Genomic DNA, 26,958 nt, shown 5'->3' with positions numbered 1-26,958 from the left:
TATCTGTATCTTTTTGCAATATCTTTTCTAGGTTGAATTTGAAGTTCTATGTCATATACCTTATTTTCTCCTTTAGCAAACAAATCAAGGCGCACTCCTTTTGTGTGTGCCAGAGGTTCAAATGCCTGTTCTGCATTTTTGTATTCAAGGGACTCTATCTTTTTGTTTAATATACGCTCTAGCGTTTTTATGCATATATCCTCATCTGTCATAACTCTGTTGAACATGTATTGGTTTTTAATAGTTAGCTTCTGTCTTTGCTCTGATGCCATATCTTTTTATACCTTTCTAATAATTTAAGAGTACGCAATTCTCTTAAAATCTTAGATATGACATCTAATGCCTATGTATCAGAAATGCGATATTTAGTGACACCGAAAATCGCTATGAAATCAACTGTTTGCAACAGCTATTACGTCGCAAATCTGCTCAATTGCAACTTTTAATGTATACAAATCTTGCAGAAATCTTACAGAAAACTGGCACAAAACTTGTATTGGCGGCTATTGGCAACAAACACCCTACACGACCCCCGAGAACATATTGACAAATAGCGTTGCAAGACAACAAAACAGCGAAAAGTAATATTAGTTTCAGTTGCCACTTCGCTTCTTAACGTAACAACTCAAAGCCAAGCGCGACGCAGGGCTTTTACGCCCGGCTCAATATCTTCGAATGCGATGGCGGAAAAGCCAATCATCACGCTGCTCGTGGAAGCGGTATCAGGAAAACGCATGCGGGCGGTACCATACACTTTCACGCCTTGCGCAAGCGCCGTATCGATAAGTTGCTGTTCGCTCATGCCGTTGCGCACAGTTACGTATAAGTGCATGCCTGTATCGGTACCCGAAATATTCAGAATGTCGCCCATCTCGGAACGCAGACAGCGCAGAAGCTCATCATGCCGGCGACGATTACCTTTTGCCGTCTTGCGCACATGAGCGTCCCAGTACCCTTGGGCGATAAACCGGGCAAGTGTCTCCTGTTCAAGCCAAGAAACAGACGGATGCGCATAGTTAAACAGATCCCAGTAGCGTTCCAGCAATCGCGGAGGCAGCACCGCGTAAGCTATGCGCAGGCTCGGCGAGAGCGCCTTCGACACGTTACATAAGTAGATTACTCTCCCGTAAGCATCGAGCGACTGCAGCGACGGGACAGGACGTGTGGCGTAACGAAACTCGTTACAGCTATCGTCTTCGATAATGTAGGCGTCGTGTTCCTCAGACCACTTTAACAGCCGCGTGCGCGCATCAAGCGGCAAAAGCAGCCCTGTGGGAAACTGATGTGAAGGAGTGCTGAATATAATCGTAGGGCGATGCCGCTCTACAGCTGCAAGAAAAGCTTCAACACCTTGGTCGGTGGGCAGCGAAACCATAGAAAAGCCTTGGCGACGCGCCACCTCGTGCACGGTGGCATAGCCGGGATCCTCCATGCCAATAACGTCGGTTGTCCGGTTGAAGAGCTGCATGATCATGGTAAGCGCCTCACCCGTCCCCGCCTGCACAACAATCTGCTCGGGAGAACAATCGACACCACGCGTCCGGGAAAGCAGTCGCGCCAGCTCCACCTGCAACGAACCAACCTTGTCGGTGTAGGCATAGCGGGCAAGCTCGGGGGCTGTTTGGGCATACAGAACCTCGTTGAGAAGCTGCCGCCAAATGCGCACGGGAAAGGAGTCGGGCTGCAAATTGGCATGCGAGAAGTCGTAGCGCACTTCGCCACCACTTCGGTTCTCCGCGAAGAATGCCTCTCGATCGCGAGATTCGGCTAGCTTACGCACCTCATCCTCACTAGATGCGCGCTCTAACTTGAAGTAGTCGGAGTCGATGTGCTCAACAATGTATCCAGAACGCGGCACATTCACAACAAGCCCCTCGGTAGCAAGCTGAAGATAGGCTTGCTCGACAGTTGTGTGCGACACACCTAGATCTGAAGAGAGTTTACGAATGGAGACAAGCCTGTCACCTTGGACAAGCCTACCCGACGTGACAGCGTCGCGAATCTGTTCGTATATCTGCTGGTAAAGCGGTGCTCTCGCCGCCTCATCAAGCTGCAGAAATACCTCAGCCTTTCTCTTCGCGCTCACCTCAACTCCTATCTGCCCATAGCTATATTTCCGCATCTGTCCGTTTTAACACACGCAGCATCGGTTTACTCTGCCGGATGGGTGAATGACGAGAAGAGGAGGGATTCTATGAACGAAACCAAACGCAATTCACTCGCAAACGCGACGATGTCGCGCCGCGGCTTTGTGAAGGCCGCAGCCATCACAGGTGCTGTGGGTGCCGCATCGGGCAGCATGTTCAGCACAAGCTCATGGCTTGCGCCTACTCAAGCTCTAGCGGAGGAACAGTCAGAAGAAAAGACCTGCTACCTCTGTCATAACTTTCATTGCCTTGGCGGATGCGGGCTGAAAGCAACAGTTCGAGATGGACGCCTTGCCAAAATAGAACCGCGTCCCATGAAAGATGATCGCTATCGCAAGATTTGCCTACGCGGAATCAACGAAGTCCAACATGTTTACGCAGCTGACAGATTGCAGACCCCACTCAGGCGCGTCGGCGAACGAGGCGAGGGCAAATTCGAAGTTATTAGTTGGGATGAGGCTGTCAAAGAGATAGCTGACAACGTGAAAGCCGTGCAGGAAAAATACGGAGCCGGCAGTCTATATGTGAAAAAATCGGTCGAAGCTAGTCTGGGTCAAGGATTTTCATTCGTAGACGTATTTCTAAATGCCGAGGGTGGCGGACTTACAGGTCTTGACCGCGGCATCGCCAACGGCTGTGAACCGGCGCTTCAGACTGTTAACGGAAATTCGGTTAACTCGATTTGGGAGATGAAGCACGCTTCAACAATTATCAATATCGGCGACAACCTTGCCGAGAGCGGCATTATTTGGACGCAAGCGCTGGTAGATGCGCGTGAAGCAGGCGCAAAGATTATCACCTTCGATCCGCGCTTATCGCCAACAGCAGCGAAGTCCGATCAATGGGTACCGGTCAAACCCGCCGAGGACGTAGCCGTCATACTGGGAATGGCACAACATATCATTGAAAATAAGTGGTACGACGAGGACTACATGAAAAACTACACGTCGTATCCTTTCCTAGTTGATCGCGAAACTGGCGAACTTGTGGGCGAGAAGATGACCGGCACAAACCGTATCGGCAAGAAAAACGCCACAATCGTCCATTCGATGGTATGGGATGAAGCAAGTGGCACGGCAGTTCCGTACGATCAGGAAGGCGCTGTCCCCGCAATCGAAGGCGAATTCACACTGGATGGTCGCAGCGTAGCCACCGAGTTCACACTACTAAAGGAAAAATTGGAAGAATACACACTCGAATGGGCAGCCGAACGATCAGGTATTGATGCGCAAACGATAGCGCAGATTGCTGATGACTATGCAAACCGAGGTCCCGCAACTATTAATTGTGCCGAAGGCGGTCCTGATAAATACGCCAACGCCGATGTACTTGGACACGCCATTGCGATCATTGCCTCTCTTACAGGCAATTACGGCAAACTTGGGGCTAGTGTTGGGTTTTACAGCGCGGGCGGCGGCAGCTTGTCGGGTACGCTTACCGCATGGCCGCTTCCGGAATGGGCAAAGCTGTCCGAAAACAAGATGCGTTTGTATGAGGTTGCATCAAAGCCCAACGACATTCACGCCGCTATTACATTCGGAGATGCGTTCACCCTGCGTGCAGCAAACGCGAATGCCACAATCGACTGGATCAAGTCGCTCGATTTCTTCGCTATAATCGACATTTACCACTCATCTGCAGTTGACTACGCAGATATCGTCTTGCCTGCGTGCAGCAAATTTGAGAACACGGAAGAATACAAGAATGTACGCGTCTCGCAGAACCACGTCTACATTGCCCAGAAGTGTATCGATCCGCTGTTCGAAAGCAAGACCGATCTGGAAATAGAGCGGCTTATTCTCGCAGAGTGGGGATACGATCAGTATCTACCGAAAAACTATGACGAACTTAATCGCAAACAGCTATCTAACCTCAAGGGTAACTTGGAGGGAATAACTTACGAGAACCTGATTGCCAACGACTGCATGCTGCCGCTAAAGAACGGCGACAATCCAGTTGAAGATCAGGTGGGTTATCACGAGCCAATCTTCAAGACCCCAACAAAGCGGCTTGAGCTTTACTACGAGGATCTAGTCGATGAGGGACAAGCATTTCCTTCCTATGAGACATGCGATGAAGCCTATGACGGCAACCCGCTCAAGGAGACATATCCACTCGTATTCATGCAGGGAAAGACGCGCTATCGCATCCATGCGTTTTACAGCTCTTCTGAGTGGTTCCAAGAAAACTACAGCCCGTGCGTAACCATGCACCCCTCCGATGCCGAAGCACGCGGAATTAAAAATGGAGACGACGTGCTGGTGTTCAACGACCGCGGAGACTTCGTCTGCCGAGCCGTTCTTGACGAGGGTATTCGACCCGGCGTGCTATTCATGGCCGAGACGACGTACAGCAAGTATTACAAGAAGGGTTTCCTGCAAAACGTCACTAATTCGAATCTAGTAGAGCGTTGCTACAAGATGAAGTTCGGTCCCCAGATACTCTACAACGACGTGCTTGTCGACGTGAAGAAAGCGTAGGTAAAAAGATGACAAAACTTGCAATCGCAATCAACACTGATCGCTGCATAGGCTGTCAAACCTGCGCGTTCGCGTGCAAAATGCAAAACAGCGTACCGCAGGGCATGGCTTGGAATCGCGTGATAACCGAAGGATGCGATCATGAAGATGGCTCCTTGGGAACGTTTCCTAATGTAACGCGCACATATTTGCCGCTTGCTTGTCAACACTGCGAGAACCCAGCCTGCGAGAAGGTGTGCCCAACCGGAGCCACCTACAAGGATGAAAAGGGTCGCGTAGAAATCGACTACGACAAGTGCATCGGCTGCCGCATGTGCATGGCCGCCTGTCCTTATAACGCCCGCGTTTTCAACTGGGCTGAGCCCGTTCGTAAACCGGACTTCAAATACGGAGATAAAGAGGTTGTAGAAAGAGAGCGCGGCGTCATGGAAAAGTGCACGCTGTGCAAAGAGCGTACCAATCGCGACGAGCAGCCGATGTGCGTTGAATGCTGCCCTGTTCGCGCACGCGTCTTCGGCGACCTCGATGATCCGGATTCCGAAATCTCGAAGCTAAAACACGAGAAATCTGTCCGTATTCTACTCGAAGACAAGGGCACGCGCCCGCAGGTCTTCTACGTCAGCTAGGGGTGTCAACCATGCAAACCAATACTTTCAAAAAGCCTGTCTTGGGCGTGTTCGGCGTGCTTGCCGTTATCGGTGTGGCGTGCTGGATCTACCAGCTGGCAAACGGTTTAGCCGTAACCGGTATGTCAAATGCTAACTCGTGGGGTCTATACATTTGTATGTTCATGCTGTTTGTTGGTCTTTCAGCCGGCGGTCTAATCGTGGCTAGTTCGGCACACGTGTTCGGCATTGATAAGTTCAAGACCGTGGCTAAGCCCGCTGTCATCTGTTCTACAGCGTGCATCTGCGTAGCCGGCATGTTGGTACTTGTCGATCTCGGTGGCATCGCAAAGGTATGGCGCATACTTACAGGACCGAACTTCATGTCTCCTTTGCTATGGGATATGTGTATCATCACAATCTATCTCGTCATCAACATCCTTGACCTCGTCTGGATGCAAAAAGGCGACGAGGACAAGGTCCGCAAGCTATCCTACGTGGCACTGCCGGTAGCTATCCTCGTACACAGTGTGACGGCATGGATTTTCGGCTTGCAAATCGCACGTGCATGGTACACAGCAATTATGGCACCAATCTTTGTGGCTTCCGCACTCGACTCTGGCCTCGCGTTGTTGCTGCTCGGTTTAATACTGCTGGATAAAGTAAACATCGCCAAATTCGATAACAGCCTCATGGCATCACTTGGCAAGCTATTGGCAACTTTCATTGCCGTGGATGCGTACTTCGTTGCGTGCGAACTGCTCACGATGGCATACCCGGGCGCGGGCGAGGCGGTTGCTCTCTCTGAAATGCTCACCGGCGCTACAGCTCCGTTCTTCTGGTTCGAGATTATTTGCGGTTTGCTAGTACCGTTTGTGATACTAGCCATAACCAAAAACCGCGAGAAGCGCGGCATAATTGTGCTTGCCAGTGTACTCGTCGTACTTGGTGTAGCATGCAAGCGCGTGTGGCTGCTGTTTACTAGCTTCATCCATCCCAACGTATACGGTGGTCCCGGCATCGCATCTGGCACCTTCGATGCGCAGCAGAATCCCGCAGATATGTGGATGCTGCTCGGTTCCTATGCGCCAACCTTTGTTGAGATTCTCGTGGTGATCGGCGTTGTTTCGGTGGGTGTACTCATCTTCATGATTCTGTCGAATAAGCTTATTGCGGGCGAGGGTGCCTCGTCTACACACACCACAAAGACCTCTGAATAGTCTCTCCGAAAACGCACTGAGGTCATGCCTTAGCTGCGCATTCTCCCCTTGAGCCCCTGCGCTGCAATGTGCCCCCTTTAGGCGCAGGGGCAACCATGGTGCTACTGGACACTGAACCTGCCGCATCATGCCCCTAGAAAGGATCTTCGATGAACTACAACTCTCAAACATGGACAGAGCTTTCCCAAACGTTCGCTTTTTTGGGCAACTCTCTGCTTGCTCCCATGAGTCAGACAGAGCGCCATGGTGTTGACCCTTCGTTTTGGCGAGAATTCCCAAACTTCAAGAATAAGGCAGTGGCAACCGCCATCTCACACTGCCTTGCCTACGCCGAAAACAAGCGTGCGATCATGAACGAGGATGACCTTGTACGAGAGATTTCAGTAGAATATACGCACCTGTTCGTCGGTCCGCCACATCCGAGTGCCGCTCCATGGGAGACGTTCTATCGCGGAGAAAGCGTCTCTATCGGGTTCGGCGAGGCAACGTTCGAAATGCAACGTCTCTTGCGCGAAGCTGGTCTGCAAATTTCGAATGACAATAACCAATATGCAGATCACATCGGCATTGAACTTCTATACCTTGCCACGCTCTGCGAACGCGCTTCCCACGGCGAACAAAGCAGTACAGATATCGCTACCTTTACGTCTGAGCATCCCCTCTCATGGATAGGCGCCCTCGAACAGTGTATCTACGACGAATGCACAGATGGATACTACCAAGGCGTAGTTAAACTTGCAGGCGCCCTGCTATCCATGGTGGCTCACGACCCCCGAGAACATATTGACAAATAGAGTTGCAAAACAAATTGGCGACTGTTAGGAAGCCGCCAATAACCAAAAACTATATGACTTTGCCCTTTGTGTGGTCTATGCCGTGTTGAATAACTTGCGCGGTCCAATCGCGAAATTCACGCTTACGCGGCACCAACTTGCCATCTACTAACTCGTCATATTCTACAGTCATACGCTGAAAGCGCGTAACTTTATGAGGCTCATCTACAGAAAAGCATTCTTCGACAGTCTTAAACGGAGCTAACGCGCGCTTCATAACTGGATTGAACATAACATGTGGCTCGTCGTTATCGTCTACATAACAGATAGCAGCTTTCGTTTCCCCAATTTGATTAGCCGCAAGACATGCCATATCTTCGGTAGCCGCTACTGTATCAAGTAGATCCTGCGCCAGCGCAGCATCAGCATCCGTGCATTTTTCGCATGGCTTCGACAATATATCTTCGTCTTTAATTATCTCTTTGACTGCCATTGTGCTCCTAAGCGTTCAAGTAAGCGTCTAGTTGTTCGCGAGTACCTATGTTAGTACGTGTTGTAGCGCGGTCAATACGCTTCACCAAGTTTGCAAGAACACCTCCGAAACCCACTTCAACATAGTTGGTTTCGCCCTGTTCAAGCAAGGCACGCACACTCTGCTCAAACATGACTCCGCTTTGCACTTGCGCACCAAGTCGCCCGGCGGCATGTTTAGCATCGAAAGGTTGTGCGTCGGTATTGCATAAAAGAGTAAACCTTGGAGTAGCAAAATTTAGCGTATCGCAGAAATTTTTCACTTCGCAAGCCGCACTAGACATTAAGGGGGAATGAAATGCGCCGGCAGTTGCCAACTTCACGCACTTTTTCCCAGCCTCTTTCCAAGCCTGTTGCGCACGCTCTATAGCTTCACAGGTGCCCGAAATAACAACCTGCCCGGGGGCATTCATATTTGCAGGAACCAACACATCGCCATTTGCCACAGTGCAGCAAAGCTGGTGCGCGTCTTCAACAGTAGCGCCCATTAGCGCAAGCATGGCACCCGGATTTTCCTCGCAAGCACGCGCCATAGCATTCGCGCGCACCCGCAAAAGTGCCGCCGCATCTGAAAGAGAAAGCACCTCCGCTAAAACAAGTGCAGATATTTGCCCCAGCGAAAAACCAACTATGGCGCTCGGCGCAAAACCGGCATCTTTCAAAACGCTACCAACGCCGACAGATACAGCCATAGTTAGCGCTTGTGCAGCCACAGCTCCATTTATTTCTTCTTGCGTTCCTTCGCGCGATAAGCGCTTTAAATCTATGTCAAGCGCATCCGACATAAGGTCGAAAGTGTCAGACACCAAGGGCAAATCTAGCAAGTCGGAACCCATGCCGGGCTTTTGCGCCCCCTGCCCCGAACAAAGCCAAACTGTCATGCTTGCTTCCAACCACGCACGGCGTTTGCATCCGCCATCTTCTGCATATCAAAAGCGCTCCAAGCCTGCGCCTCAGCCATAAGGTCGTCAATTATTTGAAGTGCCGGCTTGCAATCGTGTACAAGAGCTGCCACTTGCCCAGCCATTACCGAACCGTTCTTAACATCGCCTTCAACCGCACGGTGAAGCGACCCAGCCAGCAAAGCTTCCAATTCAGCAGAATCTGCCTCGTTACCAGCAGCAGTCTTTTCCAGAGCCTTAGCCTGACGTGCAAAAGCATTCTTCAGCTGACGAACCGGATGCCCAGAATCGCGCCCAGTAACTATGGTGTCAGCATCGCCTGCATCCATAACTTTTTGCTTATATGCATCGTGCACAGTGCACTCTTCAGCCGTTAAGAACCTAGTGCCAATTTGCACGCCTTCAGCACCAAGAGCAAACGCTGCTGCCATACCGCGACCATCAGCCACGCCGCCTGCAGTTATAACCGGAATGCTTACGGCATCGCACACCGCAGGAGTTAGCGCCATAGTAGTTAGCTCACCAATATGACCGCCCGCTTCTTGCCCTTCGGCAACAACAGCATCAGCACCGGCGCGCTCCATTTTTTTCGCATGCGCTGTAGATGCTATAACCGGCACAACTTTTATACCAGCCGCTTTCCACATCTCTATGTAGGGCGCAGGCGAACCAGCACCTGTGGTAACAACCTCAACTCGCAAATCTGCCAAAAGCTTCGCCAGTTCAGGCGCTTCAGGGTTCATAAGCATCACATTTGCACCAATTGGTTTATTGGTTTTCGCACGCGCTTTGCGCACCTGATCTTCTACCCAAGAAAGCGGCGCTGAACCACATGCAATTATTCCCAAACCACCAGCCTCGCTGACCGCAGCAGCAAGCGATGCATCGGCAATCCATGCCATAGCGCCTTGGATTATTGGCTTTTCAATACCGAGAAGTTCGGTTACACGCGTTTTCAAATTGCGCCGCCTTTCACACCGTTGAATCGGTTTACAAAGAATCTATATAAGTGACCAAATCACCTACAGTATTCAAGCCTTCGGGTTCGCCAAAATCGATATCAAGCTCTTCTTCTAATGTGCAAGTAAGTTCTGCCATATCTAGCGAATCAATGCCTAAAGAATCGAATGTAGCATCGGCTGTTACCTTATCGGTTTCAATATCCAAATTGTCGTTCAAAATTTTTGCAATAGTATCAATAGTTGCCATTTGAATTCCTTTCTTTTCGGCCGCGGTTCATTCTAGCCTATTTCGCAACACTAACTTACTATGCCGGGCGTTTTCGTCAACTTTTCTGCTGCGCGTACAGTTATAATTCCTAAAATGCTATTTATAAATAAAAGGGGCAAAGCGCCAGTCAGAAGGACTTATGAACAATAAAGAGCAGCATGTAGCGCTAATAACAGGAGCTAACCGCGGAATAGGAGCCGCCATTGCGCTAAAACTAGCGCAGGCAGGCATGAACGTAGCAATAAATTACCGGTCTGAAAGCAGCAAAACAAGCGCCGAAGAGCTGCGTGACCGAATTGAGGAAGAATGCGGCGTGTCAGCTATGTGCGTACACGCCGATGTGTCAGGCTTTGAAAGCGCAAAAGATATGGTAGCCAAAGTGGTCGAACATTTCGGCGCGCTGCATGTATTAGTGAATAATGCCGGCATAACCGCCGACGGATTAATTATGCGCATGAGCGAAGATCAGTTTGAAACTGTGGTTGATACAAATCTTGGCGGTGCTTTCAATTGCATGCGACACGCAGTACCAGTAATGTGCAAACAGCGCTGGGGACGCATTATTAACATCAGCAGCGTAGTAGGCGTGCGCGGCAATGCCGGTCAGGCAAACTATGCAGCATCAAAAGCGGGAATTATAGGACTTACGCTGGCTACCGCCAAAGAAATAGGTGCACGTGGGGTTACAGTCAACGCCGTAGCGCCGGGCTTCATAGAAACTAGCATGACAGCGGCACTTAGTGAAAAAGCCGCCAATGCACTTACAGAGCGAATAGCGCTAAAGCGGCTTGGGCAAACTAACGATGTAGCCGCAGCCGTAGCGTTTCTAGCAAGCGAAGACGCAGGATATATTACCGGGCAAGTGCTTGGCGTAGACGGAGGGATATCGCTGTGAGCAAAATTGAAAACAACCGCAACAATACTATAGAGCCTAGGCGTGTAGTAATAACCGGAATGGGGGCAGTATCGCCCGCGGGAATAGGTGTGGATGCACTATTCAACGCCGCAGTTGATGGCAAATGCGCCATAAGCCCGCTTGAAAATGAAGTAGCAGAAGCGGTAAACATACATGTAGCAGGATTAGTTCACGACTTTGATGCCATTCAACTTGGGCTTACAAAAAAGCAGGCTAGGCGCTGGGAAAAATTTGTGCAATACGCTGTTGTAGCAGCCGATGAAGCCATGAAGCAAGCCAATCTGGTACAAAATAGCGAAGATAACAACGAATCGCCTTGGCAACTGTCAGATGGCATAGACGCACACCGTTTCGCTGTTGTATTTGGTAGCGGCATCGGAGGCATGGATACGTTCACAAACGAATCTGTGAAACTGCATGAAAAAGGTGGAAAGCGCGTAAGCCCTTTGTTTATTCCAACAATTATTAGCAACATAGCTGCCGGAGAATTAGCTATCCGTTTCGGGCTTAAAGGCGAATGCACTAACTGTGTCGTAGCGTGCGCAACCGGCACACAATGCATTGGCGATGCGTATCGGCTGATTCGCTTTGGCATAGCCGACAGAGCTCTTTGCGGCGGCGCTGAAGAATCAATATCGGATATATCTATTGCAGGATTTGCAAACTTAGGCGCTCTTACTCATGAAAGCGACCCGCTGCTTGCAAGCCGCCCATTCGACATAAACAGATCGGGCTTTGTTGCGGGCGAAGGCGCTGGGGCACTGGTGCTTGAAAGCCTAGATAGTGCGCTAGAGCGCAACGCTCATATAATTGCCGAGATAGTTGGATTCGGCGCTACCGGCGATGCGTACCATATAACAGCACCAGAACCTAGTGGTGAAGGCGTTGCTCGCGCAATGCAGATGGCGCTAGATGAAGCGGGATTTGAGCCTTCTGACATAGGTCACTTAAATGCGCACGGCACATCTACCGGGCTGAACGATTCCACCGAAGCACACGCGCTCTGCAAACTGCTAGACACAGACAAAGCTGATATACCGGTTACGTCTACCAAGGGTATAACTGGTCATATGTTAGGTGCTGCTGGCGCAATTGAAGCCATAGTTTGTGCGCTTTCGCTGGCAAATAACCTTGTGCCACCCACAGCCGGATTTGCCGAAGCCGACCCAGAATGCCCCGTTACTGTGCTTACCGAGGCACTACGCAACTATCCGCAAAAAATTGCCCTTTCTAACTCTATTGGATTTGGCGGACACAACACCACATTGGCGTTGGCTCCGTATCAGGAATAATTTTCAACTTCGCTTGACCCACGCAAGCGAAAGGAGGCAATTATGGCAAATGTAGAATTCCCGTGCAGCAAAGAAGGCGTATTGCAGCTGCTTCCGCACCGCGATCCTTTTGTGTGGGTAGACCGCATAGATATATGCGAACCCGGCGAATATATATTGGCAGAACTTGATGTGCGCCCCGACTTGCCGCTGTTTGAAGGTCATTTCCCCGGATATCCAATTTTCCCCGGAGTTTTAGTTATGGAAGCTCTGGCGCAAGCCGCATGCTGTTGCCTTATGGCTAATCAAGATGCCACAGTCAAAGTGGGTTATCTTGCAGGCATCGATAAAGCGCGTTTTCGCGAACCCGTATTGCCGGGCGACACAATAGAACTTGAAGCCAGAATACTGCAAGCCAGCAACAAATTCTGCAAAGCACAAGTGAAAGCCCGCAAAGGCAATGCGCTTGTTGCTGAGGCCGTACAGCGTTACTTCTTTGCTACGCCTGACGAAAAAGAAGACATAATAGAAAATGCCGAGAACAGCACATCGGCTGCAAAAGCATCCGATGCCACCCCAATAATACTTCCTTAAGGTGTGATATGGATCCCGAACGTTATTACAAATACAGCGATTTTGGCACAATAGATCAGCACATAGGCGCGGCTCCTGTAGAACAGCCAGAAGAAGCCGATGCTACAAAACCCGCTATGGTTTATATGCTAAGTCAGCTTAGCGAAAAACGTCCGGGACCCGTACTTATTGTTGGTTTTGGCACGCCGCTAAAAAATGCAGTACGCGCTGCGACAAATTTCGGTGTACGCCCAATATTTACAACTGGCACCGGCGACAAACTGCGCGCATTTTCTTTCGGTGGCTTAGCGCAAGTAGTGCCTTTAGGACCGAAATTCGACGAGCGCCTATTCACTAACGAATTCGCCATACTTGAAGCAGCTGAAAATATGGGGGCGAAGACTATTCTATGGTCGCTTCGCGAAAGCCCAAGTAGCCTTTTGTGCAGCGAAATACAACGCCGAGGGCTGTTTATGCTAACCCCGCACGAAGGCGACCGAGCACTTCTGATGTGGGCTAACGCAACCGCCGAAAGCCCGGAAATTCCACCCGCGCAATGGTGCAAATGCGCCCATTGTGGACTTACGCACGATAAGGCATGTGTTCAGCAGAATGAATGGAAATGTCCATCGTGTAAGAAGCTTTATCGCATCGATTCGGCAGAGCGCATAGCAATTACTTTCGACAAAGACAGTTTTCAGGAAATAGATGCCGATCTGGCAGAAATTAATCCTCTAGATTTCCCAGAATTTGATGCCATAATAGAGCGCGCCCGCAAACGCAGCGGCAAAAACGAGGGCGTATGCTGCGGAATAGCAAGCATCAAAGGCATATCTGTTGCAGTCGGAATAATGGAAACAACCTTTATGATGGGCAGCATGGGGCACGTAGTCGGCGAAAAGCTAACGCGCATGATAGAGCGTGCCACAGAAGAGAAGCTACCTGTTGTTATATTTTGCGCCTCGGGCGGTGCGCGCATGCAAGAAGGTTTAGCATCGCTTATGCAAATGGCGAAAGTTTCTGCGGCAATTGAAGCGCATTCGCGCGCGGGGTTGCTGTTTGTGTCAATAATAACCGATCCCACAACTGGCGGAGTTACAGCATCTTTCGCAACGCTGGGAGACATAATACTTGCCGAGCCTCAGGCACTAATGGGTTTTGCCGGACGGCGCGTTATACAAGACACCATAAAGCAAACTCTTCCAGAAGATTTCCAAAGCGCCGAATTTGCGCTGGAGCACGGCTTGATTGACGCAATAGTAGAGCGCACCGATATGCGCGATAAACTTGCCAATATATTAAGTCTGCACGGATACGCAAGCACCGCATACGCAAGCACCTCAGAAACAGAGAGCACGACAACGGGTATTGAAGAGTCTTTTGAAGACTTGAATGCAGCAGAGCAGATTAATACCAAAACTTCGGAAGAATACATTAAAGACACTTCATCGTTTGCGGCATTAAAAAACAGCCTGTCTGGATTGGCTGGTTCGCTCGGACATGTCTTAAGCGAACAAACGTCGGCAGCTGGCATGTGGTGGGCCATTCGCAATAAAGGCGTAGCCGATCTGCCCAACATGAAGCCTGCGACAAGCAATATAAATCTACCAGTGCGCGGTGCTAAACCTGCAGAATCTAGCAATCGAGCTTGGGAAAGCGTGCAGCTTGCGCGCAACGCAAAGCGCCCCACGTCTATGTATTACATAGAGTCCATGGTAAAAGACTTCATCGAATTACACGGCGACCGTGCATTCGGCGATGATGGTGCCATAGTTGGCGGGATAGGCAGGATAAATGGGCGCGAAGTAACGGTTATAGCCCAAGAAAAAGGACCAGATTTAAGAAGTCGCATAGCGCGCAATTTCGGCTGCCCACAACCAGAAGGCTATCGCAAAGCGCAACGCCTTATGCAACAAGCACAAAAATTTGGTCGCCCTATTGTCTGCCTAGTAGATACGCAAGGGGCATTCTGCGGACGTGAAGCAGAAGAGCACGGCATTGGCAATTCTATATCGGAATCTCTTGCGCTTATGTCGGGGCTTACTGTTCCTGTAGTTACAGTGGTGCTTGGCGAAGGCGGAAGCGGCGGTGCGCTGGCTCTTGCTGTGGCAAACCGAGTAGCCATGCAAGAAAATGCCGTTTATTCGGTACTTTCGCCCGAAGGATTTGCCAGCATTTTATGGAAAGATGGCAGTCGCGCCCCAGAAGCTGCCGAAGTAATGAAAATGAGCGCCGCCGATGCGTTAGCTATGGGTGTTATTGAAGATGTAATTCCCGAAGGTGCACAAGCTGCGCACGAAAACCCCGATCAGGCTGCGGCAGCAGTATGGGTTTACATAACCGCAGCCCTCGATGAACTTTGTGCTATGGCACCCGAAGAACTACGCGAACAGCGCTATTCCCGCTTTAGGTCGTTTTAGATAACAGCCTAAACGCTTCCTTGGCGGACGGCGTTGTCTGGGTTTATCGTCATCGACTGGAATCGATTTGCCATATATTCGTTATCGAAGTAATCGGCATAGAATTGCTGAATAGGCGTTGTAATAGGTTCTCCTGCCAAGCGCTCGTACCAGCAGTCCAACGATTCCAGCGTAAGAACCACATCGGCAAGCATAAGTACTGTAGCCACAACCGTAACAGCATAGCGCCAGTTCCAAGGAATCAAATTCACCACACGCAACAACAGCGGCAGCAATAGCTTTATCCACACTACTCCCAAAAAGCCCCACGCACACATAGCCCAACCGCAAGTACGACCATCTATGCTTAGCCATTGCCCGGTGTAATCCCACGCAACCGCACCAAACGCATACTGCATCCAAACGCTTACAAAATATTCAAAAGCGCCGCCAATAACAGCACTACACAAGAAAATAACTATAACGTTGCGCTTATACAGGCGATTAAGGAAAAGTGTCATAAGTATGGCACCGCAGCCATAAATTGGACTGAATGGACCAAACAACAACCCTGCACGGTCTTGCCATTCGCCCGGAACAACCACAAAATAGTGATACAGCGTTTCCATACCATCGCCCAAAATGCAAACCACGACAAATATCCAAAACAGATTGAAGAAGTTAAGGTCAATGTAGCCCTTACCGCTTGCATCGCGCCCTAGCGTGCCTTCTTCCTGTTCTTGGCGAATCTCATTTTCGCGCAGCATGCGCTGCAATTTTCGCTCGTCGCTTAAACTGGGATCGAGATAAACCTGAAAAGCAATAAGAATGCCGAATAATACGCCATAAAGAATCAGGTATGCGCTAACGCCGTTTAGCATTATGGAACAGACAACACCCAAAACCAGCAGCGCATACAACGCGTATATAATCAGCGCGGCAAACCTACGCTGATTGCGAAGGATGCCAATGCCGTATAACAAAACACTAAGCGAAATAAGAATCAGATCAGCTAGAAAAACAAATGTTACAACCGTGGTAGATGTGCCCATTGCAGCCATTTTGCCCGACTGAAATGCATGTATCGTATCCACTAAATCCCATACCACGTTGCCAAAACCATATAGCGCGCCCAAAATGCACAGGACACCAAATATCTTCATAGCCAGCGGCAGCTTTTCGCTATCCACCGGAGCGCTTACCATACGCTTATACCAGCTAGTGTCATACACCTCGCGTATGTCGTTGCGGATTTCGCTTAACTCTTTCCTAAAATCGGCGCTAGAGGAAAGCGTTTCGCCTTTACGCGGATGACGCCTAGATTGTTCTTCTTTTTGGCTATTATCGTTGCCCGCCATGAAATTAATCCTCCGGTTCGATCATTGATAGGCTAAGGTTAACTCAAGAAAGTCCTCTGCTGTTATTTCTGTAAACGAAGTGATAAACATATCAGCCGCTTTATTTAACTCTTCGGGCGTGCCCGCTATATCGCTATCGTATACACCCACCGTGCGATAGCCTGCCTTTGAAAGCGTGCCAACGGCATAAAGTGCGTCCTCAAAGCCCCACGTATATTTCTGCGACGTGCCAAGCGCCTTGCGCGCGGTATCGTAAACTAGCGGTTCCCGCTTTGACGAACCTACGTCTTCAACCGACACAATAGCACGCATAAAACCAGCCAGCCCCGTAGTTTCAAGCCCGGAATGCAAAAGACGAGTAGGCGTAGAAGACGCCACAGCCATAGGCACCCCAGCCGCATGCAAGCCGCATATAAAATCTAGCGCACCGGGCTTTGTTACAGCTTCGGATTCGTACCACCTAGCTGTTTCCTCGCTAATAATGCGCACTACATCTACTCCGCTTTCGCCTATGCCATATTTGTTGTGCATGTAGTTACCGCATTCAAGCAATGTGCCAGAAGTAAGAAAATCCTTGTCCTCTTTTGTGAAAGATACACCTGCACGCTGAGCCAACTTATCGTCTAGCGAATGCCACATATTCATGGAATCGAGCAGCGTGCCATCGCAATCGAAAATAACTCCTATATCCATCGTTTTGGCGCTATGCAATCTTGCCATTATTCCTCTACACGAATTAGCGAAGGTGCGCCGGACACAGTATTTGGTAAAGCGCATATTTCATCTATGGCGGCTCGCACGTCTTGTTCGCGCGCAACATGCGTTACATACACCAGATTCACCGTTCCATCTGGCGCAGCACCGCGCTGAATCATGGAATGTATGCTTACGTCGTATTTCGCAAATACGCTTGACATAGAGGCAAGCACGCCCGGACGATCTGCCGCAGTAAAGCGCATGTAATATTTCATGGAAAGGCTGGTTATAGGGCAAATTGGCAGTTTATCGGTGCAAGTGCAGCCCACTATAGGCGCAACGCCCTGCGTCAGATGGCGCGCCACTTCCAGCACGTCCCCCATTACGGCACTAGCCGCCGCACCCGCGCCTGCACCTTCTCCAAAGAACATGGTTTCGCCCACAAAATCGCCCACAACATAAATAGCGTTAAATACGCCATTTACTGTTGCCAGCTGATGACCAACCGACAGCATAGTGGGATGTACACGCACATCTATACCTTGCGGCGTTCGATGCGCAATAGCCAAAAGCTTCACCACATAACCCATATCGCGCGCGGCATCTAAGTCGGTGGTGGAAATGGTTGTTATCCCGCGTGCATACACATCTTCCATTGTTACACGCGAATTGAATGCAATAGATGCCAAAATTGCAATCTTAGCTGCGGCATCAAGACCATCCACGTCAGCCGATGGATCGGCTTCGGCAAAACCAGCAGCTTGCGCTTCGGCTAGCGCCTGCTCGTAGCTTACGCCCTCTTCTGCCATCTTCGTAAGCATGTAATTTGTAGTGCCATTCACAATGCCCATTACAGACTCTATCTGATTCGCAATAAGCGAGTGCTTTAGCGGACCAATTATAGGAATGCCACCACCCACACTGGCACCAAATGCAATTTCCACGCCAGCAGCTTCTGCTGCATCCATAACTTCTTCGCCATGTGTAGCCATAAGTGCTTTGTTCGCGGTAACTACATTCTTGCCAGCCGATAAAGCCTCTAGCACAACTGTACGGGCTACTGTCGTGCCGCCTATTAGTTCTATGACAATGTCTATATCAGGATCGTTGGTTATATCGTGGAAGTCGGCAGTAAATAGATGCCCTACGCCATGAGCTTCTGCTTCGGCGGAATTAAGAGAACATACACGAGAAAGTTCTACATCCACCCCTAAATGTCTCTGAAAATCGGTGCGATGTTTCGCCAGTATATCTATGCAGCCACCGCCAACTGTTCCGGTTCCTACCAAGCCTATCTTTATAGCCATGAATTCTCCAATGCAGCTTACTAAAATGCGTTATACCAGTATAGCGGAACTATGCGCAGGCAAACTTATTGCACCCTATTTCTTGCGCCATGCACCTCATTATGGGTGGCGGGCAATTTTTTTGGGGGAAAATGGTCAAAACTTCCGACTTTCCATGGTCGCAATGCCACATATCCTACCCCAAATGTGGAGAACACTGGGCAAACAGGAGATGCCAGTGCGCTAGTAGGCAGAATTTCGCGTCTTTCACCATGGAAAGTCGAAAGTTTTGACCACTAAAGCTGAAATTTTTTACAAATCGCGAGAATACAAGTCTTCGTAGGTTTCGCGGCGTGTAGTAACCCGTGCCTGTCCGTCAGCCACAAACACAATTGCGGGACGTGGTTGCCCGTTGTAATTGCTTGCCATAGTGGCACAGTATGCACCTGTACCAAACACGCACACCACATCGCCCAATTCGGCTTGCTGTAGAGGCATGTCAACTACGACAGCGTCGCCACTTTCGCAATGCTTGCCACAAAGCGTAACTATTTCAGTTCGCGGCTGACCGGCCTTATTGGCAATAGTAGGTTCGTAGCTGGCGTGATATAGCGCGGTGCGTATATTGTCGCTCATGCCGCCATCCACAGCCACATACTTACGAATGCCGGGAAGCGTCTTCAAAATTCCAACTGTATATAAGGTGACACCCGCATTGGCTACAAGGCTGCGCCCGGGCTCTACCAAAAGGCGCGGCAACGGCAAATTTCGCTTTTCGCACGCCTTTCGTACCGCGTCGCAGGTAACTTCGGCAAATTCATCTATTGAAGGCGGATTGTCGTCAGCAGTATAGGCAATGCCAAGACCACCGCCCAAATCTAGTTCGGCTATGGTGTGCCCGTAACCGTCGCGAATGCGCGCCATGAAATCAACCATAACCTCGGCAGCTTCACGGAACGAATGCAACGCAAATATTTGCGACCCAATATGACAATGCAGCCCCACAAGGCGCACATTGGCGGCTTCAAGCGCAGTACCCACACATGTGTATGCAAAATCATCCAGCATAGTGAAGCCAAACTTCGAGTCTTCGCAACCCGTGCGAATGTATTCATGCGTGTCGGCTTCTACGCCCGGTGTTATGCGCATATATATGTCTTGCACAATGCCTAAACGACCAGCTATTTCGCTTACACGCGCAAGTTCTATACGGCTATCGACAACTATGCGACCTACGCCAGCACGCATAGCTTCTTCCAGCTCGGTCGGTGTTTTGTTGTTGCCATGCATAAAAATGCGGTCAGTAGGGAAATTTGCGAACTGCGCACACGCTAATTCGCCGCCGCCCGACACATCCAAGCAAAGCCCCTCGTCAGCCACTATTCGCAGAACTGCTTTATTCAGAAACGCCTTGCTGGCGTATATAACATCGGAATTTTCATAGCGGCTGCGGAATGCGCGTATGTATTCTGCCATGCGCCAGCGCAGGTCGGCTTCATCAAAAACATAAAGCGCACTACCCTGTTCTTCAACAAGGTTCACCATATCAACCCCACCAATAAATAGATGGTCGTCGCGCACTTCTGCTGTGCGGGGCAACACTTTTCCAAGCTGCATAGTGGTGCGGTTATCAGGTTGTTTCGTAAGGTCTGACGCAGGTAAAGACATATTTTTCTCCTATACATAATTAATTTGCAACATTTTAACAAAGCCCAACTTGCCCGCCGATTCAGCATTGGAATTTTACAAATTGGCAATAAGGTAACTTGACATATAACGAATATATAAAATCGGAACGGTAGGGTTCGAAAACTGCGCAGCCTTCACTGTGATACCGCCAATTATATTGATTTGCAAGGTATAAAGTCATATACTTGTACAAATTATTGTACAAGTACGGAGGCTAACATGCGGACGATAACATATAGCAATTTTCGCAAAGATTTGAAATCGGAAATACAACGCTGTAGAGATAACGCAGAAAGCTTGCTTGTAACAAATCGCGATGAAACCGAAAATGTAGTGGTTATGAATGCTCGCGATTATGATTCACTAATGGAAACTATCCGCATATACGAAAATCCGGAGCTTCACAATAAAATACTTCGTGGATTGCAGCAAATTCGCAGCGGAAACGGCATTCAGCAGGAGCTGCTAAATGCATAAAGTATTTTCCGATGACGCTTGGAACGATTATTTATATTGGGAATCGCAAGACAAAAAGACGCTGAAACGCATAAATACACTTATAAAAGATATGGAACGCGATCCATTTTCTGGAATTGGCAAACCCGAACCATTGAAATTCGGACTTAGCGGCTGCTGGTCGCGCAGAATAGATGCTACAAATAGATTGATCTACACAATTCAAGACAGCAATATATGGATCTTATCTTGCAAAGATCATTACTAAAAAGGCGAGACTTGATAGTCTCGCGTCTCGCCTTTTTTACCAGTTTATTCTTGCTTCCCTATTTTTCGGCATGAATGGCAGTTTTACTTTCTTTGCGCCTGCTAGAAGAAATAACCACAACACCCACGGCAGCACAAGCAATTCCTAGCAAGCCCACCATACCGGGCAGATTTAAGTCGCCCGTCTGAGCAAGGCTGGTTAAACGTCTAATTGTGCGCGATACCGGATCTGTCGCACCTGCAGGAAGGGCGCTAACGGGCTTTATGGTTACTACAATCTCGTGGTCGTCGGCTATGTTGTTCACTTTATATGACGTCTGCGTGAAACCAGTAGCTGCCACGCCATTGTCGGTAACACCCACTACACGATATCCATTGTCAGCCTCATAGTTTAATGTGTACGAACTTCCAGCTTGCAAATACTTCACCGTGAAAGTTTCATCCGACGATGAAGTGCCCGCAATGCGACCATGCCCACCATCAATACGCGCACTTATGTTGTATTCGCGCTCCCCAAAATCGGCACGAACAGAAACGCTGGGATTATTGCCAGTGAAATAATCTGCTGGAACAACAGCCGCCCGCATACCCTCGGTAAGAACAATGTTGTCGGGCGCTGCATGCGCAACCTCAGCCCCAGTAAGCGCCGCTATTGTACGCTGCAGCGTAACTGTATTATTTACATTTTGAACAGCCGGCATAAGGTCTGTTTGCCTAGAAACGTTGCGCATGCGACTTTTCGTGGCACCGTTCAGATAATCTATAGTTGCAAGCGTATTATTAAGCTGATCAACATGGCTCTGCGTTGCTGGAACATGTTCCCATTCAACGCCATCTACCTCAAGAGTGTTCAGCCATTTGCCATTTTCGGGAGCAGATATAATAATCAATGGCAGATTACGCTTCCATGTAAACACGCCTGCAGGCAGCACGCTGCCGCCATCGCTTGCCTCCACCTTAGGCACTACATTTACAGTTAGATTAAGTGTTGTAGCAAACGACCCGGTGGGCTTTAAGTCGCGATCGGATGACGTAATTGTTACTTGCCCGGCTTCCGCATTTACTGTGTAGCGATTACCATCTGGCGTAATGTATTCACCGGTTGTTGTGTCAAAGCGGACTCCCGTAGCCGGATCAGTCAAAATGCCTGATGAATCCGGACCATCCATTGTATCTTTAAGCTCTACGCCCCACTCATCTAGTACCGTAACTCCATCAACTACGATAGTGTCAACTACACCATTATCTTCTTCGGGTACATAGGCTACGCTGTCGGCTTTGCCATCGCCATTGGTATCGGCTGCAACAACCGAGCCACCCTCAAGTTTGCCATCGCCGTTGTTGCCCGGCAAAGTGGTACCGCCGGGCAGTTCAGGATCTGCTGGAGTCGGCGGATTATCAGAACCAGTAGATCCGCCATCTTTAAGCGCGTAGCTAAGAGTTGCGCCTGCACCTGCATCTGCCACGTTTTGATAACTTACAGTAACGCTATATTCTTGCTTGCCTCCTACTGTAGAAGGTCCTGCAATTTGTGGGCTAACAGCGCCCGCACTACCTGTCAGTTTGACCGAGTTCATATCAAGCGTTTTGCCCGCATCAAGCACAATTGTCAGTGTTGCATCTGCCTCTCCACTTGCAGTTAGTGCAGCGCCCGCCGCAAGCACTTTGCCCGATGCGTCTTTCACAGTAGAACCCGGCACAACAGTTGAAAGCGTAAAACTGGCTTCAAGAGTGGCGAAGGTGAAACGCACCTGCGTATCGCGTACAACATTGTCAATTTGAATCAGACCAGCTTTGGCAGCCTCTGTTACATCCGCTCCTTCAACATCGCCGTAGAACAATTTTGCACTTTCAACCGCAAAACCACTTAGCGGTCGCACAAGCATAGTTACAGAACCCTTATCGGCAACAGTTGTCGAATCCGCCCACGTGGTAGAAGTTTCCCCGAAACCCACGCGCGCCTTAGTTTTGTCATAAACTGCACTTACAGTGTGATCTGGCACCACAATAGTGCCGTATTCAAATACAACTTCAACAACTGTATCCTCAGTTAGCTTAGATATCTGATAGCTTGCATCTATGCCCTCAAAATTCTGCCCTGCAATAGTTAGACTTTTTACGCGCGCATTAGTATCTGATGCAAATATCAGGTCTACCGCTTTGTTTTTCTCTAAAGTGTAAGTGCCATAAGTCTGACCCGTGGTGAAAACCTTTTCAGCTTCACTTACGCATGTCTCGGGCAAATTGCTTCCCACATAAACGCTACCGGGCCCTGTAGCTTTCACCGTTAGTTTGACCGGCGTTTCAGGGTCTGTGTCTTGTTTATATTTGAACGCAACTGTCAAGACTGCATAGGGTTCGTCTTTGTTTTCATTAAATGTAGCAGGCAGCGTGTACGAGTTGCCTTCCCATGTGCCATACGAACTGTCGCCCTCGGAGGCATTTTTATTCTTAATGTTGACGGTCTTTTTTGGAGCAGAGTCGCCTTTTTTCGAATAAATGGAAAGGGTAAGCGTGTCCGTTTCATATCCTTGGGTGGTAGGTTCAAATGTGAAGGTTGGAGCAGTACCGTATGCATAGCTTCCGCCACCAGATATGGTGCCATTTTCGCCTGCACTTGTTGCTATTTCGAACGCACGGTTGGCATCTTGGCTAGTTTGGGCAATAGCAAGCGAATACGTGCCAATGTCTCCAGTTTTGCCGGAATCGGACACATAGAAAGTGATAAGCCCGCTTTCGTGATAAGTAAGACCATAAGCAGCATCGCTTGAAAGCTTTATAACTTTGCTAGTTGTAGGGTCTATGCGTAGCACTTCAAAACTAGTGCCGGGAATAGGCGCAGTTGCGCCTTCAGGCCATTCAATGTCAGCTGCATTTATCGCCACCATAATTGGAGCGGAAATGTAAGCATCTGCCTCTTCTGGAACAACGTCGCGCACAGAGACACTCCAAGCGCCTTCTGTTGCCATAGTGGTACCTGCAGCTTGTACAAGTGCCTTGTAAGAGGAATCCGTTGCGAACAGGGGCGACGTGTAGATAGTCGAGCCTATCTTAATTGAACCCGCAGCATCGTTAGTATCTAAGATATGCCCATCTATCTTGTCTACACCCACACCTGCTAGCGCGAAAGTCCACTCACCGGATGGACCGTCTAAAAAAGGACCGGGCTTATACCCGCTCTCGCGCACGACCACGTAAGGATCGTCCTTCGCCTGCTGGGCAGTAGAGGCGGTAAGACCTGAACCATCCGCTACATCTAACCAGTACCAGTAAGTAGCATCCGGCGCAAGCCCGTCTGCGCGCGGTATATGCGTGAAGGCCCAGCAACGACTCTCGGTGTCGTATGTGGCACCATCGGTGGATGCTGGTGCAAGCACGGTCGCTTTCGCATAGGCACTCTCAAAATCTGGATTGCCGTTGTTCTTGTAGGCAGCAGGAGCCCACTTCCACGTGCCGGATGGTGCCTGCTCAGCACTCGAAGCGCCCGACACCCACACCGTTATGGGTGCGCCCGTCGAATAGTCTTCCTCGAGGAACTGCTCATCTGCAGGGACAACAGTAAGACCACCATATGTCACCAAGTTGATGTCGGTCGATACCTCTTGAGTACCCGTGCCCGTGTAGGTCGCGCTCTCCCCTATAAGGTCGCTTTCCGTAAGCGCTATTGCCGATGCCGGCAGCAGCCCCAATGTAAGCGCTGCTGCCGATATACAGGCTATCATCTTGTTCATGAGTGTCTTCATGGCCTTCATCCCTTTACCTTCGAATGCCCTATCCCAGTTTCTTCATCCCTTTGGGTACATTCGCACCCTTCACTGTCATAGCGGGCGTAAAGCGAACCCAGTCACGGATTCTGCTCTCTGCCCGATATGAATCATCACGAGAGAATCTCTATAACTATCTGCGCGGCTGCAACTCCCACCTCTTCCTCGGTGTTAGGGTCAAGCGCGTGGAAAGTAGCGGTGCAGAGATAGGTACCCTTGGGCAGCGCCACGCTAAGCGCGTCCTTCTGTATGTGGTAGTTCTGCTCCAAAATCCCGCTCTCGTATATCACTTCCCCCGTGTCGTCACGAGTAATAGTTACCTGCATCAGATATGGATTTCCCGGCACGTTTTCAATGCGTAAGTCGCCCTCTGCGGTGCCGCTTGCAAACTGCGCCACACTCGCAATAGAGATGTTGAACATGCCTTTCTCTACAATACGGTCCAGCTCGGCTTGTATCTCGGCTTCACTCTTCCCTTCAAGCTGTCCCAAGCTACCTGCTCGGTTGCTCGGTTTTTCTGCGAAGAAGAGCATGTATGCCAAAAAGACAGCAGCTACGAGTGCCAAGATGGCTATTGCAATACCTATCCAGAAGCCCACTCCCCGCTTATTACGTTTGCTCTCGACAGCTACACTCGTGGCAGGCGGCACGTAGTTCGCTTGAACGTACTGAGCATAGCGAGGATCGTAGTTGTAGGCTGTTTGGGCATACCCTTGCTGAGCGTAGCTTTGCCCATAGTAGCCCGGCTGTCCATACCCTTGCTGCCGTGCTGCTGTCTGAGCTTGTGCATGTACCGCATCCTGACCGGGCTGCACAGAGGGGTTTCTCATACCGAAGCTTTTGGGCGCGGCGGTGCTAGGGGCTGCAGGATATGCAGCCCCCACAGGTTGTCTAGTATCGTCTTGTCGCGAATGTCTTGACATTTAAGAGACTATTCCGCCGTCACTTCGCTAGCGAGTATGGTGGCGTTGTTCGGATGCATAGCCGATACGGTGTAAGTCACCTTCATCAACTGAACGCCAGCAGCCTCATCGGTTGCAATGCCCGTGATTGCAGATGCGTGACCTTTTAGATCGAGAGCTAGACTACCCTTAGCAGGAACAGCCCATGCCATATCTGTATATTCTTTGAATGATTGCTCGTTCTCGGTAAGCGCCTTGGTATCAGAGTTAGCAGTCACCTGCATGTAGACGGCGCCGTGACCGGTCTCAGTGGCGGATATGCTCTCGTTCTCGCCCGGCAGAGCATTCTTATTTGAGGCGGTCCAACCTTCCTGTAGCTCGGCCTTCATGCCAATAATGTAGAGGCTACCAGTCTCAACGTTATTCTGGATGGCGTAAGTACCAGCGCTCGGGCAGATGATAGGACCGCCAAGAGTCTTGGCTGCTACAGTCATCTCAAGCGGCAGCATACAGTTGATCTGGTCGGTGGTGGTGCGCAGATTAATGTCGGTCACAGCAGCGCCCGCGCCATTAGTAACAGTGCCAGCATTTTCCTCTTCATTTTTGCTCGTGTTATTCAGCTGGGTTTTGCCCGCGCCAACCTTGGAGCCATAGTTCGGTGTGCTGCCACCATCTGTACCGCCAGTACCTTCTGCGAATGCAGGCACGGCACAACCCATAGCCAGTACGGCAGACAGTGCCAGCGTACTCATAATCTTAGTGGTCTTCTTCATGGCTTTTCCTCCTTGTTGTCTATAAGCCATTTCTAACTTCGTGTATGTACTGCGGCTTCCCATCGCCGCGTGGTACCTTGCATAATTAAGCGGATGCTCCTAGCCCTTAACGTTCAGAGTTACCTTTGCTGCTGCTTGTCCTATTTCCTCGTAGGTAGTGGGATCAATAGCCGAAAAGGTAGCCGTTGCCGGATAGCTCCCAGCGTCCAAATCGCGTGCTAGAGTGATGTTTTCTATGTACTGATTGGGCTGCAGAATGCCGCTTTCGTAAAGCACATCTCCTGTGCTGTCATCGGTTATCGTCACTTGCATGTTGTATCGATTGCCCGGTACATTTTCTATATAGGCAGTACCCGATGACGTACCGTTCTCAAACTCAATGACAGAAGCGATGGAAATATTGAACATGCCTTCCTCGACCGTGCGGTCTAGTTCAGCTTGTATCTCTTCATCGGTCTTATAGGGAGCCTGACCTGTTTGAGCGCTGGGGTCGAAAAGGCTATTTCCATTGCATGCGAACAACCACACGAGCAGCCATATGGCAAGAGCAAGCACCACGCAGCCAACAATTATCAGTACAGTGCGCTTGGTGCCTGATTTTGGTGCTTGAGATGCTGGACGCTTATGCGGTGTGCCATTTGGTATCTTCATGCCTACCTGCCTGTATTTTGAATTTTTGTCTGTCATCGGTATCCTTCAAATCATCGTTTGCGTGTCGTA

The 26,958-nt window shown here is 49.8% G+C and carries 24 protein-coding genes; 10 read left to right on the top strand and 14 right to left on the bottom strand.

All coding sequences use genetic code 11. The annotated features are described in order from the left end of the window. Together G7Y46_RS02225 and G7Y46_RS02220 are read right to left on the bottom strand one after the other, a co-directional pair. Nucleotides 1-272, bottom strand: a 272-nt coding sequence (locus G7Y46_RS02225) for a PD-(D/E)XK nuclease family transposase (RefSeq protein ID WP_206214161.1), incomplete at its 3' end; no start/stop codon positions are given. Between the two features lie 353 nt (nucleotides 273-625). After that, nucleotides 626-2,086: a PLP-dependent aminotransferase family protein gene (locus G7Y46_RS02220; protein WP_165252140.1), complete on the bottom strand. Its 1,461-nt coding sequence runs from the start codon at nucleotides 2,084-2,086 to the stop codon at nucleotides 626-628. Between the two features lie 108 nt (nucleotides 2,087-2,194). On the opposite strand from G7Y46_RS02220, the gene G7Y46_RS02215 reads away from it, so the two are divergent. From G7Y46_RS02215 to G7Y46_RS02200, 4 genes are all read left to right on the top strand, one after another. Next, nucleotides 2,195-4,627 carry a molybdopterin-dependent oxidoreductase gene (locus G7Y46_RS02215; protein WP_165252138.1) on the top strand — a complete coding sequence of 811 codons (2,433 nt, stop codon included), beginning with the start codon at nucleotides 2,195-2,197 and terminating at the stop codon, nucleotides 4,625-4,627. Between the two features lie 8 nt (nucleotides 4,628-4,635). Beyond that, a complete protein-coding gene (locus G7Y46_RS02210; protein ID WP_165252136.1) occupies nucleotides 4,636-5,253 on the top strand; it encodes a 4Fe-4S dicluster domain-containing protein in 618 nt (205 codons plus the stop codon). Between the two features lie 11 nt (nucleotides 5,254-5,264). Further along, complete coding sequence (gene nrfD, locus G7Y46_RS02205; protein ID WP_165252134.1) at nucleotides 5,265-6,452, top strand: NrfD/PsrC family molybdoenzyme membrane anchor subunit; 1,188 nt, start codon at nucleotides 5,265-5,267, stop codon at nucleotides 6,450-6,452. A gap of 149 nt (nucleotides 6,453-6,601) precedes the next feature. Then, nucleotides 6,602-7,246 carry a molecular chaperone TorD family protein gene (locus G7Y46_RS02200; RefSeq protein ID WP_165252132.1) on the top strand — a complete coding sequence of 215 codons (645 nt, stop codon included), beginning with the start codon at nucleotides 6,602-6,604 and terminating at the stop codon, nucleotides 7,244-7,246. A 49-nt stretch (nucleotides 7,247-7,295) separates the two neighbouring features. Here G7Y46_RS02200 and G7Y46_RS02195 read toward each other — a convergent pair whose 3' ends face one another. The 4 genes from G7Y46_RS02195 to G7Y46_RS02180 are packed head-to-tail and all read right to left on the bottom strand — an operon-like array spanning nucleotide 7,296 to nucleotide 9,867. Then, nucleotides 7,296-7,718, bottom strand: a complete 423-nt coding sequence (locus G7Y46_RS02195) for a peptide deformylase (RefSeq protein WP_165062984.1) — start codon at nucleotides 7,716-7,718, stop codon at nucleotides 7,296-7,298. A 7-nt stretch (nucleotides 7,719-7,725) separates the two neighbouring features. Continuing rightward, on the bottom strand, nucleotides 7,726-8,637 hold the full coding sequence (locus G7Y46_RS02190) for an ACP S-malonyltransferase (RefSeq protein WP_165252130.1): 912 nt from the start codon (nucleotides 8,635-8,637) through the stop codon (nucleotides 7,726-7,728). Next, nucleotides 8,634-9,617, bottom strand: coding sequence for a nitronate monooxygenase (locus G7Y46_RS02185; RefSeq protein WP_165062982.1), 984 nt, complete (start codon nucleotides 9,615-9,617; stop codon nucleotides 8,634-8,636). Before G7Y46_RS02185 ends, G7Y46_RS02190 begins: the two co-directional genes overlap by 4 nt. A 31-nt stretch (nucleotides 9,618-9,648) precedes the next feature. Next, nucleotides 9,649-9,867: an acyl carrier protein gene (locus G7Y46_RS02180; protein ID WP_165062981.1), complete on the bottom strand. Its 219-nt coding sequence runs from the start codon at nucleotides 9,865-9,867 to the stop codon at nucleotides 9,649-9,651. Between the two features lie 160 nt (nucleotides 9,868-10,027). Between G7Y46_RS02180 and fabG the strand changes: the two genes are divergently transcribed. Genes fabG through G7Y46_RS09125 form a run of 4 tightly spaced genes read left to right on the top strand, consistent with a single transcriptional unit; the run spans nucleotide 10,028 to nucleotide 15,068 of the window. Then, nucleotides 10,028-10,783 carry a 3-oxoacyl-[acyl-carrier-protein] reductase gene (gene fabG / locus G7Y46_RS02175; protein WP_165252128.1) on the top strand — a complete coding sequence of 252 codons (756 nt, stop codon included), beginning with the start codon at nucleotides 10,028-10,030 and terminating at the stop codon, nucleotides 10,781-10,783. Continuing rightward, nucleotides 10,780-12,096 (top strand): beta-ketoacyl-ACP synthase II, encoded by a 1,317-nt coding sequence (fabF, locus tag G7Y46_RS02170; protein ID WP_241157014.1) that lies wholly within the window; start codon nucleotides 10,780-10,782, stop codon nucleotides 12,094-12,096. Before fabG ends, fabF begins: the two co-directional genes overlap by 4 nt. Nucleotides 12,097-12,138: 42 nt before the next feature. Next, nucleotides 12,139-12,669, top strand: a complete 531-nt coding sequence (gene fabZ, locus G7Y46_RS02165) for a 3-hydroxyacyl-ACP dehydratase FabZ (protein WP_165252126.1) — start codon at nucleotides 12,139-12,141, stop codon at nucleotides 12,667-12,669. An 8-nt stretch (nucleotides 12,670-12,677) separates the two neighbouring features. Beyond that, nucleotides 12,678-15,068: an acetyl-CoA carboxylase carboxyltransferase subunit alpha gene (locus G7Y46_RS09125; protein WP_241157013.1), complete on the top strand. Its 2,391-nt coding sequence runs from the start codon at nucleotides 12,678-12,680 to the stop codon at nucleotides 15,066-15,068. A gap of 8 nt (nucleotides 15,069-15,076) precedes the next feature. Here G7Y46_RS09125 and G7Y46_RS02155 read toward each other — a convergent pair whose 3' ends face one another. The 4 genes from G7Y46_RS02155 to lysA all read right to left on the bottom strand — a co-directional run bounded on the left by G7Y46_RS02155 (nucleotide 15,077) and on the right by lysA (nucleotide 20,055). Then, a complete protein-coding gene (locus tag G7Y46_RS02155; RefSeq protein ID WP_241156074.1) occupies nucleotides 15,077-16,405 on the bottom strand; it encodes a putative ABC transporter permease in 1,329 nt (442 codons plus the stop codon). 21 nt (nucleotides 16,406-16,426) lie between these two features. Next, nucleotides 16,427-17,125: an HAD family phosphatase gene (locus G7Y46_RS02150; RefSeq protein ID WP_241157012.1), complete on the bottom strand. Its 699-nt coding sequence runs from the start codon at nucleotides 17,123-17,125 to the stop codon at nucleotides 16,427-16,429. After that, a complete protein-coding gene (locus tag G7Y46_RS02145) occupies nucleotides 17,125-18,408 on the bottom strand; it encodes a homoserine dehydrogenase (protein ID WP_165252124.1) in 1,284 nt (427 codons plus the stop codon). The genes G7Y46_RS02150 and G7Y46_RS02145 overlap by 1 nt, the downstream gene beginning before the upstream one ends. 291 nt (nucleotides 18,409-18,699) lie before the next feature. Then, nucleotides 18,700-20,055: a diaminopimelate decarboxylase gene (lysA, locus tag G7Y46_RS02140; protein WP_165062977.1), complete on the bottom strand. Its 1,356-nt coding sequence runs from the start codon at nucleotides 20,053-20,055 to the stop codon at nucleotides 18,700-18,702. A gap of 240 nt (nucleotides 20,056-20,295) precedes the next feature. Here lysA and G7Y46_RS02135 point away from each other — a divergent pair, with 240 nt between their 5' ends. Further along, nucleotides 20,296-20,553 carry a type II toxin-antitoxin system prevent-host-death family antitoxin gene (locus tag G7Y46_RS02135; RefSeq protein ID WP_165062976.1) on the top strand — a complete coding sequence of 86 codons (258 nt, stop codon included), beginning with the start codon at nucleotides 20,296-20,298 and terminating at the stop codon, nucleotides 20,551-20,553. Next, on the top strand, nucleotides 20,546-20,800 hold the full coding sequence (locus G7Y46_RS02130; protein WP_165252123.1) for a Txe/YoeB family addiction module toxin: 255 nt from the start codon (nucleotides 20,546-20,548) through the stop codon (nucleotides 20,798-20,800). Before G7Y46_RS02135 ends, G7Y46_RS02130 begins: the two co-directional genes overlap by 8 nt. A 58-nt stretch (nucleotides 20,801-20,858) precedes the next feature. On the opposite strand, the gene G7Y46_RS02125 is transcribed toward G7Y46_RS02130, so the two are convergent. The 4 genes from G7Y46_RS02125 to G7Y46_RS02110 form a co-directional block, all read right to left on the bottom strand. Continuing rightward, nucleotides 20,859-24,542, bottom strand: a complete 3,684-nt coding sequence (locus tag G7Y46_RS02125) for a hypothetical protein (protein ID WP_165252121.1) — start codon at nucleotides 24,540-24,542, stop codon at nucleotides 20,859-20,861. A gap of 134 nt (nucleotides 24,543-24,676) precedes the next feature. Continuing rightward, on the bottom strand, nucleotides 24,677-25,486 hold the full coding sequence (locus G7Y46_RS02120) for a hypothetical protein (RefSeq protein WP_165252119.1): 810 nt from the start codon (nucleotides 25,484-25,486) through the stop codon (nucleotides 24,677-24,679). A gap of 8 nt (nucleotides 25,487-25,494) precedes the next feature. Continuing rightward, on the bottom strand, nucleotides 25,495-26,238 hold the full coding sequence (locus G7Y46_RS02115) for a hypothetical protein (protein ID WP_165252117.1): 744 nt from the start codon (nucleotides 26,236-26,238) through the stop codon (nucleotides 25,495-25,497). 99 nt (nucleotides 26,239-26,337) lie between these two features. Further along, a complete protein-coding gene (locus G7Y46_RS02110; protein WP_165062971.1) occupies nucleotides 26,338-26,925 on the bottom strand; it encodes a hypothetical protein in 588 nt (195 codons plus the stop codon). Between the last annotated feature and the right edge of the window lie 33 nt (nucleotides 26,926-26,958).

Origin of the sequence: Adlercreutzia sp. ZJ304 (assembly GCF_011039075.1) — a bacterium.
In the GTDB taxonomy this organism is placed as follows: Bacteria; Actinomycetota; Coriobacteriia; order Coriobacteriales; family Eggerthellaceae; genus Adlercreutzia_A.
The sequence above is the reverse complement of the archived record's forward strand: the minus strand, read 5'-3'. Positions and strand labels throughout refer to the sequence as shown.